Below are 18,273 nucleotides of genomic sequence, written 5' to 3' on the forward strand. Positions count from 1 at the left end.
CATTACCTCCTTCATTCATCCATAGTTTCCATTTCTTCTTTCTCCCGCTCCTCGATAAGCCTACGGTAGGGGCCGTCATGCTGCACCATTTCCCGATGGATGCCACGCTCCACTATCTTGCCATGGGAGAGGACGATGATTTCATCGCAGTCCCGGATAGTGGACAACCTGTGGGCCACAATCAGACAGGTGCAGCCACGATGCCGGATATTTTCTAGCACCTTCTTTTCCGTAATGGGGTCGAGGGCGCTGGTGGCCTCGTCCAGCACGAGAATCGAGGGATTCACGGCTAACGCGCGGGCGATTTCGAGCCGCTGGCGCTGACCGCCGGAGAAATTCACGCCGCCTTCCGCCACCTGGGCCTCATAGCCACCATCCAGCTGCAGGATATCCTCATGTATGCAGGCATCCTTGGCCGCCGCGATGATGTCGCTCTTGCGCACAGTGCTGTCAAAGAGGGCAATATTTTCTGCCACCGTGCCGGTAATCAGAAAGATGTCCTGGTCTACTGCTGCCAGCGAGCTCGTGATAACCTGCCGCGGCACCTGCCGCCGAGGTGTGCCATCAAAGGCCAGCGTGCCAGACCATTCCTCATAAAGTCCCGTGATGATTTTCGCAAAAGTGGACTTCCCGCTGCCGGAGGCACCCACAACCGCTACCCAGTCGCCAGGGCTGGCATGGAGGTTAAAATGTTCCAGCAGGGGCGGCTCCAACGGACTGTAACCAAAGCTCACATCATCAAGGGTTACCTCCCCCGAAAGCCTATCCATGGGAAATTTTTTGCTCTTTTCTTCCTCATCTGCAGGAAAGTTCAGGCTGTCCACTTCATAGCAGCGCACATCATTGAGCCTCTGCATCTGCATTTCTGTGGTCTGCAGGGTGCTCCCGAGCCCCACCAATGCATTGACAGGAGCTTCAAAGCTGCGCATGAGATGCTGGAAAGCCATAAACATACCGGCAGTCATGGCGCCCTCCATGATGGAGAAGCCACCGATGGTCATGATGAGGGCACCGTTGATACCCGAGAGCAATGTGGGCAGCATCTTCACGGACATGGCCCAAAGAGCCGTCTCCTGGGAGGCGGTAAGGACTTTCGTCTGATAGCCTGCCCATTTAGTGAAGAAGTCCGACTCATCACCATTGGCCTTGATGGTCTCAATCATGCGCAATCCATTCATGGCCACACCATAAGCCTTGCCTGCATCCTGCTGTATACGCATATTGAGGTCGGTCAGATGCCGCCGCATAGCCAGGAACAACACGATTTCCACCGAGCTGAAGAGTACGCCGATAATGGTCAGGGTCACATTGTACTGCAGCAGCAGCAACAGATAGAATAACGCTACGAAAAAGTCCAGCACAGCCGTAGCTGCAGGCCCTGAAAGGACACCAGCAATGGATTCATTGAAACCCACACGACCCGCCACTTCAGCAGCATAGCGCTGATGAAAAAATTGCATGGGCAGCTTCAACAGATGCCAGAAATAGCTGGAAGAATCCGCCAGTGTCAGCTTTCTCTGCCACTGGGTGAGCACAACCGCCCGCAGCCAGGTCATGATGCCCGACAGAATAAAGGAGGCCGTCATGGCCATACAAAAACTCGTCATCCAGTTCAGATGCTTCCGTGTCAGAATTTCATCCAGAAAAATCTGGCTCATGACCGGCCCGGCCAGACCGGGAATAATGGCGCAAAATTCCAGTATGAGAATGAACAGGGCTGCCCAATGGTCCTCCATGAGCTTTTTGCCCAAGTCTTTAAAAACATTGTAGCGGTGACCGGCTTTTACAAAGTCCTCTCCCGGCTCGATATAGAGAGATACGCCCGTATAGGAGGTACGAAACTCCTCTAGTGGCACGGTACGCCGCCCCATGGCGGGGTCGTTGAGATAGGCTTTGCCGTTTTTGATACCTTCCAGCACCACAAAATGATTGAATTCCCAATGAATAATCAAGGGAAAGGGATTTTCCGGCAGGAGCTCCAACAGGTCATCCGTTGACCAGCGGTAACCATCTGCCTGACACTTTCTATTCCGTGCCGCCCGTATGACACAGCTGGCTTTCGAACCATCGCGGTTTACACCGCACTCAGCCCGAAGCTTTTCCAGCGGTATCCAAAGGCCGTAATGAGCCAGCACCATGGCCAGAGCCGCCGCGCCACATTCCGTAGCCTCCATCTGCAGGATGGTCGGAACTTTTACCCGGCTGCAGTCCCTTGTGAATATGCGTTTCACTTTCTCTAACATGGCCTCACCTGTTCCTCAGCCATTGGCTCAATTTATAGAAAACCTTCTCGATGGGCGGACGCCGCTCGATGATGATGGAACCGGTGCAGAAACTGCCCGGCGTTATGGGCTTATGCTCGCCTACGGAAGAAGTCCAGAGATAACCCGACTGCGAACCAGGGTCTTTTACCAAATCAAAGTTCACTTCCATCACTGCACTCTGCTGACTTTGGAGAATCCACTGCGCCAGTTGTTCATTGCCGAGTTCCTTCTGCATGGCCTGCGGCGAAATGGGATACTCGGAGACGGAGCGCACAATGCCCAACAGGCTGCCCGACTGGGAAACATCCACGCCATTGGGGGCCAGCTGTATTGTCTGTCCTTTCTCCACCCGTTTGCCGCCCTTGTCCACGGGGATATAGAGCACGCCTCGAAGGTCGCCGCTGGTATTTTCCACGCGCACGTTGACGATGGGCACCCCGCCGCCTACCACAGAACCGGCAGCCACGAGGACTTCACTCACTGTCCCGTCATAGGGGGAGTGGATATACTCCGCCGCCTCCTTCTGATTGCGCCGCGAATCGAACTCATGCACCCGATTCACTGCATCCCGGCTGTTGGCAGCCAATTCCGGCCCATACTGGGCCATGCGGGCAGCCGTTGTCTCCTGGGACTGGTAAAGATGCGCGACAATCTCCCCTTTTTTCACCTTGACACCGGGACGGACAAAGAGTTCATCAATGGTGCCGCCGGATACCGTGGAAATCTTTGCCACGCCGGAAACATCCATGATAAGCCCCATGCCGTCAGCCTTGACGGTAAAGGAACCAAAAACAGACCAGATAACCACTGCAAAAACCATTACTGCTACTGCCACCAGTCCCATCCAACCGAGTGGAGTGGTGATGGGCAGCACTGTATCCAGTTTCTCCGGGGAGCGCATCTTGTCTAGCGCCTCCTGGCTGAAAATCTGATTGTTGCTGCGCGTCCAGCGCTCTGCTGCGCCCTCTGGGGATTTATTATCCTTTTCCTGCTTGTCCATCAGCTATTCTCCCCTTCCAGCACAATTTCCGCCTTCATGCCATCCTCCAGGCCCTCGAAGTTGCCCACTAGCACGATATCTCCTTCAGACAGGCCCTCGCGTATCTCGATATACTTGTCATCATCCGCTCCGGTCACCACGGAACGCAGATGGATAATGCCGTCTCCATCCACGACAAAAACCGCATTGCGCGCGTTGTCATACATGGCACTTAATGGCACGGTCAGGCACTTATAAGGATTAACAGCCTGCATAATGACGCCCGTATAGGTCAATGGCTCCAACAGATGCGTGCGGTTGTCCACTTCCCATACGGCCCGCCGCACATCAGCAGGCTCGGACAGCGGCGGCACGATTTCCCGGAGCGTCGCCTTCACCTTCTGATTCCAGCCCTGATTGCCAGCGCCAAACTCCGTATCATAAGCCTTGCCCATACTCCAGCGGTTGGGGAATTTCAGTTCGAAAGACTCTCCCAGCTCCATCCGCCGGGTACTGCTGTCTGCTACCGTCAGTGCAAAGGTCAACCGGTCGAAATTGCCCACCAGCGCCACGGGCGTGCCCGCCTGTACATAAGCACCTTCCCGCTGATAGATAAGGAGCACATCCCCATCCACCGGTGAGGTCACAGAGAGCCAGTTCTTCTGCACCAGATACTGATCCCGCTGGCTTTCAGCCTCGCGCAGAGCCTCCTTGGCAGCCAGGTAGCGGGCCTCTGCCTCCTCATATTTCTCATGGGAAGTAGCGTCCTTGGCCATAAGCCGTTGCTGCCGACGGTATGAGCTATTGGCCTGCGCCAGGGCTGCCTCGGCGCGGCTTACCGCACTGGTAGCCTGCTGTATCTTCAGCGGAATCTGGTCATTAGCCATGGAGAGCAATACCTGCCCCTTATTCACGTTGCTGTTCTTCTCCACATACCACTGCAGGATACGTCCATCCGTGAGGGCCACCGCATCCGTCATACGCTCACTGACAAAGCGCACCGTCTCCATGGTAATGCTGGGCTGCATCTCCCGAACTTCCGCCTTGGCCGCCTTGAGCTGCAGCGTTCTGTTGTCCATGCGACTGGCTATCTGATTCTCATCACTGTAATTAAGCCATGCCCCATAACCAACAATAGCCAGAGATATCATGAGGATAACGACAATACCAATATAAAAATATTTTTTCATAATCATCTATATCCTTTCCCAATCCATTTCTCCGCGGTGTTTCCCCTATTCTATAAAAATATAAAATTATCTTTATTAGTTAATAATTTTCTCTTTAATTCGTAAAATTCCTGCTTTTAGGACATCATTCCAGATTCCTGCACATAAGAAAAACCCGTTGACAAGTCAATTTGACATGTCAACGGGCAGCTCAGCCTAGCCAGCTAATCCCAGTGTGATTCTATCTTCTGGCTACCATTTTGAACTTACAGCAGATTTCGCGGATGCATAGACTTCACATAAGCTCCCACATACTCCGGCGCATCCTTCCCGTATTTTTCGAGCAATTTCACAATTGCCGACCCCACAATCACGCCGTCGGCAATCTGTGCCATGCGCTTAGACTGGTCGGGATTGGCAATGCCAAAGCCAATGGCACAGGGCACATCCGTAACCTTGCGGATTTCCTCCACCATTTCCGTCAGATTCGTGGTGATTTCCTTGCGCACACCAGTAACCCCCAGACTGCTGACCACATAGATAAAGCCCGTGGCTTCCTTGGCAATCATGGCGATGCGCTCATGAGACGTCGGCGCAATCATGGAAATCAAATCCACACCGTACTTTTCGCTGAGTGCTGAGAATTCCTCTTTTTCCTCATAGGGCAAGTCCGGCAGGATAATGCCATCAATGCCCACTTCCTGACATTTGACAAAGAAATCCTCCCCGCCATAGGAGAACACCACATTGGCATAGGTCATAAAGACCAGCGGAATCGTGACGTCCTGCCGCAGTTCCTTGACCATTTTGAAAATCTTGTTGGTATTGACACCATTTTTTAACGCGCCCAAAGTGGAACGCTGAATCACCGGCCCTTCGGCAGTCGGGTCAGAGAAGGGAATCCCCAGTTCGATAAGGTCAGCGCCGTTATCCACAGCCGCCTTAATCGCGGCCTTGCTCGTTTCCATATCGGGGAAACCGCAGGTAAAAAAGGGTATAAAGGCTTTGCCGTTCTTGAATGCATTTGCAATATTACTCATGAATATCCTCCCCCCGATAGCGGGCAATGGCGGCACAGTCTTTGTCGCCCCGTCCGGATACCGTTACAACGATGATTTTATCCTTGTCCAACTGCGGTGCCAGTTTCATGGCATGGGCGATGGCATGGGAGGACTCAATCGCAGGGATAATGCCCTCCGTCCGCGAGAGGTATTCAAACGCCTCCACCGCTTCATCATCGGTAATCGCCACATACTCTGCCCGCCCGATATCGTGCAGGTGGGCATGTTCCGGGCCGACACCGGGATAGTCAAGCCCTGCTGAAATGGAATACACTGGTGCAATCTGACCATTTTCATCCTGACAGAAATAGGATTTCATGCCATGGAAAATCCCCACACGGCCTGTATTGATGGTCGCCGCCGTTTCAAAGGTGTCAATGCCCCGGCCGGCAGCTTCACAGCCAATCAGCCGTACCTGCTCATCCTCAATGAAGTGATAGAAACTGCCGATGGCGTTGGAGCCGCCGCCCACACAGGCCAGCACCGCATCCGGCAGGCGGCCTTCTTTCTCTAACATCTGACTTTTGATTTCCTGCGAGATAACCGCCTGGAAATCACGGACAATCGTCGGGAACGGATGCGGCCCCATAACGGAACCCAAGCAATAATGCGTGTCGCTGATACGGGTCGTCCATTCGCGCATGGCTTCGGATACGGCATCTTTAAGCGTTGCCGTACCGGAAGTAACCGCTACAACCTTGGCACCGAGCAAACGCATGCGGTAGACATTGAGCGCCTGCCGCTCCGTGTCCTCCTTGCCCATAAAGACCACGCAATCCATACCCATAAGTGCGGCCGCCGTAGCCGTAGCCACACCATGCTGACCCGCGCCGGTTTCAGCAATCAGGCGAGTCTTGCCCATCTTCTTGGCCAGGAGTGCCTGCCCCAGCACATTGTTGATTTTATGGGCGCCGGTATGGTTTAAGTCCTCACGCTTGAGGTAGATTTTGGCGCCGCCCAAGTCACGGGTCATCTTCTCTGCATAATAGAGCCGTGACGGACGCCCGGCATAGTCATTTAAGAGTTCCGTGAGTTCCTTCTGGAACTGCGGGTCATTTTTATAGTGGTTATAGGCTTCTTCTAATTCGATAACGGCATTCATCAAGGTTTCGGGAATATACTGCCCGCCATGAATGCCAAATCTTCCCTGAGGATTGGTCATTGCAAACTCTCCTTTACTCTATCCGCAGCGGCATAAAACTCCGCTAGTTTTCCATTCTTATCTTCCGCCCGCATCAGGGCTTCTCCCACCAACACAGCGCTGGCGCCCATCTTCACAGCGGCTTTGACATCTTCTGCATCTTTGATGCCGCTTTCGGCTACAAAGATGATATCTGCAGGCACCAGTTCACGCAAGTTGGCACTATTATTGAGGTCTACGGAAAAATCCTTGAGATTGCGGTTATTGACGCCGATTATCCGCGCCCCCGCATTTAAGGCCATCTTTACTTCTGCTTCATCATGGACTTCCACCAGCGCCGACAGCCCCAGCTTATCGCAGATGGCCAAGTATTTCCGAATCTGCTCCTCCGTAAGCAGGGAGCAAATCAAGAGCACCGCTGCCGCGCCCAAAAGTTTGGCTTCATAAATCATATATTCATCCACAGTGAAATCCTTGCGCAGACAGGGAATATTCACCGTCGCCGCAATCTCCCGCAGATAAGCATCACGGCCTAAAAACTCGCGTGGCTCCGTCAATACGGAAATTGCATCCGCGCCAGCAGCCTCGTATTCCTTGGCAATCTGCAAATAGGGAAAGTCCGGAGCAATCAGACCCTTGGACGGCGAAGCCTTCTTGCATTCGCAGATAAAGGACATGTCCTTTTTCCGCAAAGCCTGTTCAAAGGCAAAATCCCCTTTGGGCAAAGCCATTGCCTCCTCACGGATTTGCGCGAGCGGCTTTTCTGCTTTCGCTGCCTCCACCCGTTCGCGGGCGTAACCTGCTAATCTCTCTAATACATTCATGCCACCGCCTGCGCTTTCTGGCTTACTTCAATGAGTTTCTCCAATGTTGCCATGGCCTTGCCGGAGTCGATAAGCGCTGCCGCAAGTTTTATGCCTTCCGCCAAAGTCGGTGCTTTGTCGTTAATATAGAGCGCCGCTCCGGCGTTTAGGAGCACGGCATTGCGTTTATGCCCGCGCTCGCCCTGCAAAATACTGCGGGTAATCGCGGCGTTTTCTGCGGGCGTGCCGCCCACCAAATCATCCTTCGTGCATCGCTCCATGCCGAAGTCCTCCGGTTTAATGGTATACGCCTTGACCCAGCCATCGCGGATTTCACAGACCGCCGTAGGCGCTGACAGGGAAATCTCATCCAATTTATCCTTGCCGTAAACCACCATGCCCCGTTTAACACCAAGACTGCTGAGCACATGCGCGAGCGGTGCCACGAGGTATTCATCATAAACACCTAAAAGCTGGCGGGTCGGACTGCCGGGATTGGTCAGCGGGCCTAAGATATTGAACACCGTCCGCACACCGAGTTCCTTGCGGATAGCGCCGACATATTTCATCGAAGTATGATACTTCTGCGCAAAGAAGAAGCACATGCCCACTTCATTGAGAAGTTTCTTGCACATCTCCGGGCTTTGCTCGATATTGACGCCCAGCGCCTCCAGACAATCTGCCGTGCCGCATTTGGAGGATGCTGCCCGATTTCCATGCTTGGCGACTTTTACCCCGCCCGCAGCCGCCACTAAACTTGCCGTCGTGGAGATATTGAAGCTTTGGGAATGGTCGCCGCCAGTGCCGACAATATCGCAGATATCCATGCCCGTGTCCACTTTTGTCGCATGGTCACGCATGGCCGCCGCACAGCCGGCGATTTCTTCGGTAGTTTCCGCGCGGGCACTCTTAGTGGAAAGTGCCGCGAGAAACGCCGCATTCTGCGTGGGTGAAGTCTTGCCGCTCATAATCTCATTCATCACAGCGTAAGCTTCATCATAAGTCAAATCCTCTTTGCTGACAATCTTTACAATAGCCTGCTCAATCATGGTAAATCCTCCTTCGATACAAAAACTCCGGCACGGTTCTGCCATAACTCAGGCAATAGAAAACGCCCTTGACAGAACAATCCATTCTATCAAGGACGAAAAGCTTTCACACTATCCGCGGTGCCACCTTGTTTTCATGGCTTTCAGCCATGCGCTTTGCAGGATACAACCATATCCCCGGAAACTCACGCGTTCCTCACGTTGCAGAATACTCTGGCCTGACAGGTCAAACCATTTGACTGCACCCTCGGCGGTCCATTTGACAATTCGTTTCTTGCCTGACTTCCAGCAACGCAGGCTCTCTGTAAAGGCGTAAAAGCCGTTATCTCCGCTTCATCGGTTTTATATTGTTTAATTTTGAAATTGATGTAAGCTTATCATTATTCCGCAGGTATGTCAAGATATTTTTCGTAAATCTGTAAAATTTATCTTTTCAGTTTCGCCATCTGTATTTTATAGAGGAACAATATTTGTTTTTGCCCTTGCTTTTATAAAAAATTAGGGGTAAAATAGAGAAAAATATCCGCTATATGTAACATTGTAAGTTTTTTACTTTTAGGAGGTACTCCATGGAAGCAAATCGCGTATATAACTTTAACCCCGGCCCGGCAACCCTGCCCCTGTCGGTACTCAAAGAAGCTCAGGCTGAATTTCTGAACTTCGGTGACAGCGGCATGTCCATTCTGGAAATCAGCCACCGTGCTAAGCCCTATGCTGCTGTGCACGCGCAGGCAAAAGCCGACATCAAGGAACTCATGGGCCTCGGTGATGATTACGAAGTCCTGTTCTGTCAGGGCGGTGCCAGCCAGCAGTTCGCCATGATTCCGCTGAACTTTGCAAGCAAAGACCATCCCGGCAGCTATGTCCTGTCCGGCAGTTTTGCCTCCAAGGCCTACAAAGAAGCGGAACTCTTAGGGGTAGGTGAAATCGCCGCTTCCAGCAAGGACCGCGACTTCAAGCACATTCCCATTCAGGAAGAACTCAAAATCAATCCGAATGCCGCCTATGTACATCTTTGTTACAACAACACCATTTACGGCACGGAATATCACTACATTCCCGAAACCAATGGCGTGCCCCTTTTCGCCGATATGTCCTCGGACATGCTCTCCCGCCCGCTCGATTTCAAGAAGTTTGACTTCATCTATGCCGGCGTGCAGAAGAACTTAGGCCCGGCTGGTGTCGTGCTCGTCGTTGCCAAAAAAGAACTGCTCGCCAAGAGCCCCAAGACTCTGCCGACCATGTTCCGCTACAGCACCTTCCTCGAAAAGGATTCCCTCTACAACACACCGCCTGCTTTCTGCATCTACATGGTCGGTAAAGTTGCCGCCTGGATTAAGGCTGAAGGCGGCCTTGAGGAAATGGCTAAACGCAACAAGAAGAAAGCCGCAGTAGTCTACGATGCCATCGACAATTCTGACGGCTTCTACAAAGGCCATGCCGACAAGGACAGCCGTTCCTTCATGAATGTCACCTTCCGCCTGCCCTCTGAAGAACTCGAAGCAAAATTCGTAAAAGAAGCTTTAGCGCAGGGCCTTAGTGGTGTCAAAGGCCACCGCAGCGTTGGCGGCATGCGTGCCTCCATCTACAACGCCATGCCGTATGAGGGTGCTGAAAAACTCGCCCAGTTCATGGATAATTTCCGCAAAGAAAACGCATAAGTTCCCTTTTTTCATAACTGACTCGTCAATTGACGGGTCAGTTTTTAAGTTGCAATTGCAGTTTGTAGGAGAGTTCAGTTCGTGATAAAGGTACCCTGTTCATACGTTGTCAGGGGCAAACGAGGGAGTAATTTTTCTGTTTTCCGCTAAACGACCCCTTCGCAAGATAGAGCTGTCCAGTTACTCGCGCCGGGCAGGCCAACGGCGCTGCTTTCAGCGTATTTGCTTAGCTAATTTCTACAGGGGCCGGCCTTCACTGCGTTCAGGCAGTCGCTCCCTACAGAAAAATCACTCCCTCGTTCGCCCCAAGTTACGGATTAGGCAATTGCCACGAACTCGTCTCTCCCGTAACAAAAACATCGATGTACTTGCTGCTTGTCACTACGAAAATGCCGTCTTATACGGGCATCGCTTAGGGCGGAGGTGGTGATGCTTTTCGCCGTGGAACGACTGTCCGAACGTAGTGAGGACTGGCCCACAAACGGCATCAGCTAGACACTGAGCTGAATATACGCGCCGCCGGTCCTGCCCGGCGCAGGTAACTAAAAAGCCCATATATTTGCTTGTGGGTCATTCAGTGCAACGGCGAAAAGTATTACCACCTCCGCCCAAACTGAGCTGTAACAAAAAATTTCAGCACGTACTGGCAAATTGTAATTAACGCAAAAGCCCGATGACTGAAAAACTCTTCAGCCATCGGGCGTCTTAGTATATAAATGTTACTTCATTGTAATGCGTCCAAGCTCAATCCCCTGCAACCCATTTTTCTGCAAATACTCCACAAAAATGCTTTCCAGCGGACCAAAGTCACCTTTCATCTGTGCGCCCTTCAGCATATCATAACCATCGCCTCCGGCCGCGGTGAAATCATTAAGCGCCAACGTATAGATTTTGTTCTCCTCTAACGGCTGTTCCTGCACCTTGATTTCACTGACACGCTTACCTGCAGGTGCCTTGGTATCTACCGTAAAGGTCATGCCGCTGACATCCAAAAAGCCACCAAAAGTCGCCGGCAGATACTGCACGGATAATTCCAGCATGGACTTGAGCGTTTTGCCATCCACCGCCAAGGTTATCACCCGATTGTTAAACGGGAAAATATTCAGCACGTCCCCCTTGGTAATCTTTCCTGCGGGAAGACTGGTACGCAGGCCACCGCCATTGACCACAGCTGCATCCGCGCCCGTTGCCTGCCGCAGAGCATCCGCCGTAAGGTTGCCCAGTTCCGACTCCTGCGTACGCACAAGCTCCCGCGCACCGTTAAGTTCCCGCGGACTTTCAGCCACTACAGTTTCGGTTTCCATTTTCACCTGCGTATTGATTTCCTGCAAAGCCTGCGCTACACCTTCATCCGGCTTTTGCGCCAGTTTTTCTACGCCCTGACGATTTAACAAGGAAGCATGTACCTTACGCAGTTTATGGTCTTTTACCACCAGTTCCACTTTGCCCAGGGCATGACCATGCCAACCGGTCTGACAAATCAACGTCTTACCCACCTTCATACCTTTGGGCAGGCTCGTATGACTGTGGCCGTCAATGATGACATCAAAGCCCGGCACCGCCTTAACAATCTGGTCCGTAGTCACCACGGAGCTCTTATCAATCCCGATATGCACAAGGCCGATTACCACATCATGCGTTGCCCGCAGCTTCGGCACCAGCTCTTTGGCCACCGCAATAGGGTCAGCAAAAGCAACATCTTTTACATTGAACGGGTTGGTCTTATAGGCAGTTTCCGGCGTCGTCAGTCCCACCACCGCTACCTTGACGCCATTAAACTCATAGCTCTTATAAGGGCGGAAGACATACTGCTTCTGCTCCTTATCCATGAGGTTTGCACTCAACACAGGAAAATTCAACATACTGGCCAATTCCACCAGCCGCTGGCTGCCAAAGTTAAAATCGTGATTTCCCGGCGTCATGGCATCATAGCCGGACAGATTCATCAGCATGGCCATATTGCTGCCCCGGCTTAGGTTGATTAACGTCACACCATGAAAAGTATCTCCGGCATCGAGCACCAGCGTATCCGCATCGGCACCCTTCTGGTTCCAAATTGCACCGGCCAGCCAGTCCATACCAATGGTCTTGCCCTCATCATCCGAACTCTGTACACGGGCATGCATATCATTGGTGTGGAGCACCGTGATATGAACCCCATCCTTCTGCACCGATGCATAGGCCGGCAACGGCAAAGCCAGCACCATGCTCAGCAATGTTGCCGCTAATTTCTTTCTCCAGTTAAACATTTAATCCTCGCTCCTTTTGCGCACTTTTTCCACCACATAGGCGTAAGGGGCCGTCCTGCTATGGTTGAGCAGTCGGTAACAGCCCACCGTATAATCCTGCTTCGCCAAAGCAGACAGATAATCCTCCAACATTGCCGCTTCCTGTTCCCCTGCTTCATGGCCGGGATAAACCACCAGCACGCAGACACCATTTAGACTCAATTTCGCCAGCACCTGCCGGAGCGCTTCCTTGGTACTTTCAACCTGGGTGGTAACATTATGCCCCTCACCCGGCAGATACCCCAGATTGAACATCGCCAAGTCAATATCTTCCGCCACAACACAATCAAGCTCCGCATGACTGCGCAGCACATACACAATCCTCTGCGCATAAGCTGCCGTCTTCATCCGGGTATTATCCAGCGCCGCCTGCTGAATGTCAAAGGCATAAATTTTTGCCTCGTCACCAGTATGCTCGGCCAAAAACAACGTATCGTTGCCATTGCCCGCCGTAGCATCTACCACCACCTTAGCCTTAGCCAAAGCCGGTAATATTGCCGCCTTAACCAAATTCAGCACATTGCTGACTGTTTGCACATACCTCACCGTCCTTTCCCTCACCTCTCCTATTCTAACAAAAAATAACGATTCCGCAACTACATAAAAGCGTAAAGCTTTAAGATTAGTCATTAATCATTAAGCATTGCACATTGAGCGGGGCCAGGGCGTTGACTGTCCGCAGCGTATGGCGCTTAGCGTAAAGAAACCGATTTTTGCCTACATCCGTTATATCTGTAAAAGTCTACTGTCTGAGCACAGCGAGTTTTGACTTTTACAGATACATAATTGAAAGGCAAAAATCGGTTTTAGCTAAGCACCATAGCGAAGGACAGCCAATGCCCCGGCCCCGCGTCAACTGCCGCGAATCCAATGGTGCGTATTATTATTCGTTCTTTTCTTCCAAGAGCGGCTTCAAGAACTTCCCAGTATACGAAGCCGGAACCTTCACAATATCTTCAGGTCTGCCAGAGGCCACAATAGTACCGCCCTTGTCGCCGCCTTCCGGCCCCAAATCGATAATATAATCAGCCGTCTTAATCACATCGAGATTATGCTCAATGACCACGACCGTATCGCCACCATCGACCAGCCGCTGCAAAATGCCCAGCAGCTTATGAATATCCGCTGAATGCAGACCTGTAGTCGGTTCATCCAAAATATAAAGCGTCTTGCCCGTACTGCGGCGGGAAAGTTCCGTAGCCAATTTTACGCGCTGCGCCTCACCACCAGACAGCGTAGTTGCCGGCTGCCCTAGCTTGATATAACCTAAACCCACATCCTGAATCACCTGCAGCTTGCGGGCAATCTTCGGCACATTGGCAAAGAACACCACGGCTTCATCAATGGTCATATCGAGCACATCGGCAATGGTCTTGCCCTTGTAGCGGACTTCAAGCGTTTCGCGATTGTACCGCGCCCCTTTGCAGACTTCGCAGGGCACATAGACATCCGGCAGAAAGTGCATTTCAATCTTCAAAATGCCGTCGCCCTTGCAGGCTTCACAGCGGCCCCCCTTGACGTTAAAACTGAACCGTCCGGCTTTATAGCCGCGCACCTTGGACTCACTGGTCTGACTGAACAACTCCCGAATCGCATCAAAAACGCCGGTATAGGTGGCCGGATTGGAACGCGGCGTGCGGCCAATGGGCTGCTGGTCGATATCGATAATCTTATCGATATGCTCCAAACCCTTGATTTTCTTATGTTTGCCCGGTTTGCCCTTGGCATGGTAGAGCCGTGAGGCAATGCCCTTGTAGAGGATTTCATTGACCAGCGTACTCTTGCCCGAACCGGACACGCCCGTGACCAGCGTCAGCGTTCCCAAGGGGAACTTCACATTGATATCCTTGAGGTTGTTTTCCGCAGCCCCTACAACTTCCAGACATTTGCCATTTCCCGGACGGCGGCGGGAGGGAACGGGAATATACTTCTTGCGGGAAAGATACTGCCCCGTCACCGATTCGGGCACCTGCATGATTTCCTGCGCTGTTCCCTGCGCTACCACCTGCCCGCCATGTTCACCGGCCCCTGGGCCGATATCGATGATATGGTCAGCGGCATACATCGTGTCTTCATCATGTTCTACCACGAGCAGGGTATTGCCCAAATCCCGCAGATTTTTGAGCGTTTCAAGCAGGCGGTTGTTGTCCCGCTGATGCAGGCCGATACTGGGCTCGTCGAGTACATAGAGCACGCCTTGCAACCCCGATCCAATCTGCGTAGCCAAACGGATGCGCTGGGCCTCGCCGCCAGAGAGCGTACCTGCCGCCCGCGACAGCGTCAGATAATCCAGGCCGACATTTAAGAGAAAGTTCAGCCGCGCATGGATTTCCTTCAAAATCTGTTTGGCAATCTTGGCCTCCCGCGGCGTCAGTTCCAAATTCAAAAAGAAACTTTCTGCCTCGCGGATATTCATATCCGTCACTTCATGGATATTCTTGCCGCCGACTAGAACCGACAAGGTTTCCGGCTTTAAGCGCGCCCCATGGCAGGCCGAGCAGGGAATCTCGGTCATGTAATTCTCATAGGACTCCCGCATTTCATCCGAATCCGTTTCGTGGTAACGGCGGGCCAGCAGAGGCATAACACCTTCAAATTCCACATTGTATTCCTTGTTTTCACCAAACATATTGGTGTAATGGAAGCGGAATTTTTCGTCCTTGGAACCGTAGAGCAGTACCTTCTGCGTCTTTTTGTCCATATCCTTCCACGGCGTATCGAGATCATAGCCATAATCCTTGAGCACAGCTCCCATAGCACACATGGCATAGGAATGGACGTTCTTCGACAGAGGCGCAAAGACACCGCCACCCACCGACAGCTTCGGGTCGGGAATCACGAGTTCCTCGTCAAATTCCATATGGCTGCCGAGCCCCATACACACAGGACAGGCACCGTATGGATTATTGAAGGAAAACATGCGCGGCGTGATTTCCGGCAGGCTGATGCCGCAGTCCACACAGGCAAAGTTTTCGCTGAACATCAAGAGTTCACCGTCCACCACCTGCACATAGACCACACCTTCACCGAGTTTAAGAGCGGTTTCGAGGGAATCAGCGAGCCGCTGGTCCATACCTTCCCGCACGACCAAACGGTCAATCACGACTTCAATGGTATGTTTCTTGTTCTTCTCCAAATTGATATCATCGTTGATATCGAAGATTTCCCCATCAATGCGCACGCGCACATAGCCCTCATGACGGATATGGTCGAGAATCTTGCGGTGCTCGCCCTTCTTGCCCCGCACGACCTGTGCCATGATGAGCAGCTTCGTGCGCTCGGGCAAATCTTTTATCTGGTCCACCATCTGGTCCACCGTCTGCTGGGTAATGGGCTTGCCGCACTTGGGACAGTGAGGCCTTCCCGCCCGCGCAAAGAGCAGGCGCAGATAGTCATAGATTTCCGTAACCGTCCCCACCGTGGAGCGCGGATTATGGCTCGTGGTCTTTTGGTCAATGGAAATTGCCGGCGAAAGGCCGTCAATATTATCCACATCCGGTTTATCCATCTGCCCCAAAAACTGCCGGGCGTAAGAGGACAGCGACTCCACATAACGCCGCTGACCTTCCGCATAGACCGTATCAAAGGCCAGCGAGGACTTCCCCGAACCGGACAGGCCAGTGACGACCACTAATTTATCCCGCGGGATATCCACATTGATGTTTTTTAAGTTATGGGCTCTTGCCCCCTTGATTCTGATATATTGTTCCATTATTTGACTCCTTGTTTTGGCAGCGTGCCATCGAGTTCCAATATCATATCCCTAAGCTCTGCCGCCCGCTCAAATTCCATAGCACGGGAGGCCTGCTGCATTTCACGCAGCAGCGTCTTGACGAGATTTTCCTTGTCCTTCTTGGAAAGTTTTTTCTTCTTTTTGCCATTCTCCGCAGTATAACTTGCCGCCGACTCCGCAACCAACGTGGTTTCAATCAGCGGTTTAATCGGCTTGATAATCGTCTTAGGCACAATGCCGTGCTCTTTGTTGTAGGCCTGCTGGATTTCCCGGCGACGTTCCGTCTCATCCATGGCCCGCTTCATGGAATCCGTTATCCGGTCGGCATACATAATGACCCGGCCATTGGCATTGCGGGCGGCACGGCCGATAATCTGAATCAGGGACGTATCGGAACGCAGGAAACCTTCCTTATCCGCATCCAGTATGGCAATCAAAGACACCTCCGGCATATCCAGACCTTCACGCAAGAGATTGATACCCACCAGCACATCAAATTCCCCGGCCCGCAAATCGTGGATGATTTCCGCGCGCTCAATGGTCGCAATATCGGAATGCAGATAGCGTACCTTTACGCCTGCCTCTTTCAGAAAATCGGTGAGATTTTCCGCCATCTTCTTGGTCAGGGTCGTGACGAGCACACGCTCATTGCGCTCAATGCGCAGACGGATTTCCGACAGCAAATCATCAATCTGCCCCTCCAACGGCCGCACTTCGATTTCTGGGTCAATGAGTCCCGTCGGACGGATAACCTGTTGGGCCACCTGCTGGGCCTGTTCCTTTTCGTACTTGCCCGGCGTAGCCGACACATAGATAATCTGATTGATGCGGGCCGCAAATTCCTCAAAGGTCAGCGGCCGGTTGTCAAAAGCGGACGGCAGGCGGAAGCCATTTTCCACCAAGGACACCTTGCGGCTTCTGTCACCGGCATACATGGCATGCACCTGCGGCAGAGTCACATGGGACTCGTCCACCACAATCAGGAAATCTTCGGGAAAGTAATCGAGCAGGGTATAAGGCGCTTCGCCCGCCTTGCGGTGCGTCAAATGACGGGAGTAATTTTCAATGCCCGAACAGTAGCCCATTTCCTGCATCATTTCCAAATCGTAGTTGGTGCGCTGTTCAATGCGCTGAGCTTCGAGCAATTTGCCATTTTCACGGAACATTTTGAGCTGCACATCGAGCTCATCGCGGATATCCTGCATGGCAATCTTCATATCCTCGTCTTCGGTGACATAATGGGACGCAGGGAACACCATCAGATGGGTGCGCTCGCCATAGACCTCGCCTGTCACCACATCGAACTCCACCATGCGGTCGATTTCATCACCGAAGAGTTCAATGCGCACCGCCCGGTTATTGTAGCCTGCGGGGAACACTTCGATGACATCGCCCCGCACGCGGAACCGCCCGCGTTCAAAGGCAATGTCATTGCGCTCATAGCGAATCTGCACCAGCTTGTGCAAAATATCCTCCCGCGGCACCTCCTGCCCCTTGTGCAGGGACAATACCATTTCATGGTAGCTTTCCGGCGAGCCCAGGCCATAGATACAGGACACGGACGCGACGATAATCACATCCCGCCGCTCAAACAGCGAGCAGGTAGCCGAATGACGCAGTTCATCAATCTCATCATTGATGGACGAATCCTTTTCGATATAGGTGTCCGTAGAAGCAATATAGGCCTCCGGCTGATAGTAGTCATAGTAGCTGACAAAATAGCCCACATAATTTTCCGGGAAGAAGGCCTTGAACTCACTGGCCAGCTGTGCCGCCAATGTCTTGTTATGGGCAATGACCAGTGTGGGCTTCTGCACCTTCTCAATGACCTTGGCAATGGTGTATGTTTTGCCGGTGCCCGTCGCGCCCAGAAGCACCTGCGCCTGTTGGCCGTTTTCGATGCCTGCCGCCAAATCCTCAATGGCTTTTGGCTGGTCGCCCATGGGCTCGAAGGGAGCCACTACCTTGAAGGGTATCTCTTTATCAAACTGCATCGTATTTAATTTCGGCACCATAGCCATAGTCCATCCTCCCTGCTGATTTTCTTGGATTCTTTCATTATAACGCAAAGATTAAAAGGGCTCAATGGAATTCCATTGAGCCTCAGTCATTTTCTCTTTTCGCC

Annotated in this window: 12 protein-coding genes; 1 reads left to right on the forward strand and 11 read right to left on the reverse strand. The window is 52.3% G+C overall.

All coding sequences use genetic code 11. The features are described from left to right. Nucleotides 1–11: 11 nt before the first annotated feature. From P157_RS0111965 to trpD, 7 genes are all read right to left on the reverse strand, one after another. Nucleotides 12–2,243, reverse strand: coding sequence for an NHLP family bacteriocin export ABC transporter peptidase/permease/ATPase subunit (locus P157_RS0111965; RefSeq protein ID WP_051598625.1), 2,232 nt, complete (start codon nt 2,241–2,243; stop codon nt 12–14). A 4-nt stretch (nt 2,244–2,247) separates the two neighbouring features. Further along, nucleotides 2,248–3,264, reverse strand: coding sequence for an HlyD family secretion protein (locus tag P157_RS0111970; protein ID WP_026761196.1), 1,017 nt, complete (start codon nt 3,262–3,264; stop codon nt 2,248–2,250). Further along, the gene (locus tag P157_RS0111980; protein ID WP_196243124.1) at nt 3,264–4,433 is read right to left on the reverse strand and encodes an efflux RND transporter periplasmic adaptor subunit; all 1,170 of its coding nucleotides are present in this window, start codon (nt 4,431–4,433) and stop codon (nt 3,264–3,266) included. Before P157_RS0111980 ends, P157_RS0111970 begins: the two co-directional genes overlap by 1 nt. A 245-nt stretch (nt 4,434–4,678) precedes the next feature. Then, a complete protein-coding gene (gene trpA / locus P157_RS0111985; RefSeq protein WP_026761198.1) occupies nt 4,679–5,452 on the reverse strand; it encodes a tryptophan synthase subunit alpha in 774 nt (257 codons plus the stop codon). Then, complete coding sequence (gene trpB, locus P157_RS0111990; RefSeq protein WP_026761199.1) at nt 5,445–6,635, reverse strand: tryptophan synthase subunit beta; 1,191 nt, start codon at nt 6,633–6,635, stop codon at nt 5,445–5,447. The genes trpA and trpB overlap by 8 nt, the downstream gene beginning before the upstream one ends. After that, nucleotides 6,632–7,438, reverse strand: coding sequence for an indole-3-glycerol phosphate synthase TrpC (trpC, locus tag P157_RS0111995; protein WP_026761200.1), 807 nt, complete (start codon nt 7,436–7,438; stop codon nt 6,632–6,634). Before trpC ends, trpB begins: the two co-directional genes overlap by 4 nt. Further along, on the reverse strand, nt 7,435–8,466 hold the full coding sequence (trpD, locus tag P157_RS0112000) for an anthranilate phosphoribosyltransferase (protein ID WP_026761201.1): 1,032 nt from the start codon (nt 8,464–8,466) through the stop codon (nt 7,435–7,437). The genes trpC and trpD overlap by 4 nt, the downstream gene beginning before the upstream one ends. Nucleotides 8,467–9,035: 569 nt before the next feature. Here trpD and serC point away from each other — a divergent pair. Further along, complete coding sequence (serC, locus tag P157_RS0112005; protein ID WP_026761202.1) at nt 9,036–10,127, forward strand: 3-phosphoserine/phosphohydroxythreonine transaminase; 1,092 nt, start codon at nt 9,036–9,038, stop codon at nt 10,125–10,127. Between the two features lie 719 nt (nt 10,128–10,846). On the opposite strand, the gene P157_RS14600 is transcribed toward serC, so the two are convergent. The 4 genes from P157_RS14600 to uvrB all read right to left on the reverse strand — a co-directional run bounded on the left by P157_RS14600 (nt 10,847) and on the right by uvrB (nt 18,169). Further along, nucleotides 10,847–12,376 carry a bifunctional metallophosphatase/5'-nucleotidase gene (locus P157_RS14600; RefSeq protein WP_037368840.1) on the reverse strand — a complete coding sequence of 510 codons (1,530 nt, stop codon included), beginning with the start codon at nt 12,374–12,376 and terminating at the stop codon, nt 10,847–10,849. After that, entirely contained in the window at nt 12,377–12,961 is a 585-nt protein-coding gene (locus P157_RS0112015; RefSeq protein ID WP_196243125.1) for a class I SAM-dependent methyltransferase, read from the reverse strand. Nucleotides 12,962–13,298: 337 nt separating this feature from the next. Further along, the gene (uvrA, locus tag P157_RS0112020) at nt 13,299–16,127 is read right to left on the reverse strand and encodes an excinuclease ABC subunit UvrA (RefSeq protein WP_026761204.1); all 2,829 of its coding nucleotides are present in this window, start codon (nt 16,125–16,127) and stop codon (nt 13,299–13,301) included. Next, entirely contained in the window at nt 16,127–18,169 is a 2,043-nt protein-coding gene (gene uvrB / locus P157_RS0112025; RefSeq protein WP_026761205.1) for an excinuclease ABC subunit UvrB, read from the reverse strand. Before uvrB ends, uvrA begins: the two co-directional genes overlap by 1 nt. Nucleotides 18,170–18,273: the final 104 nt, after the last annotated feature.

Source organism: Selenomonas ruminantium AC2024, from assembly GCF_000687995.1.
GTDB classification, from domain to species: domain Bacteria; phylum Bacillota; class Negativicutes; order Selenomonadales; family Selenomonadaceae; genus Selenomonas_A; species Selenomonas_A ruminantium_B.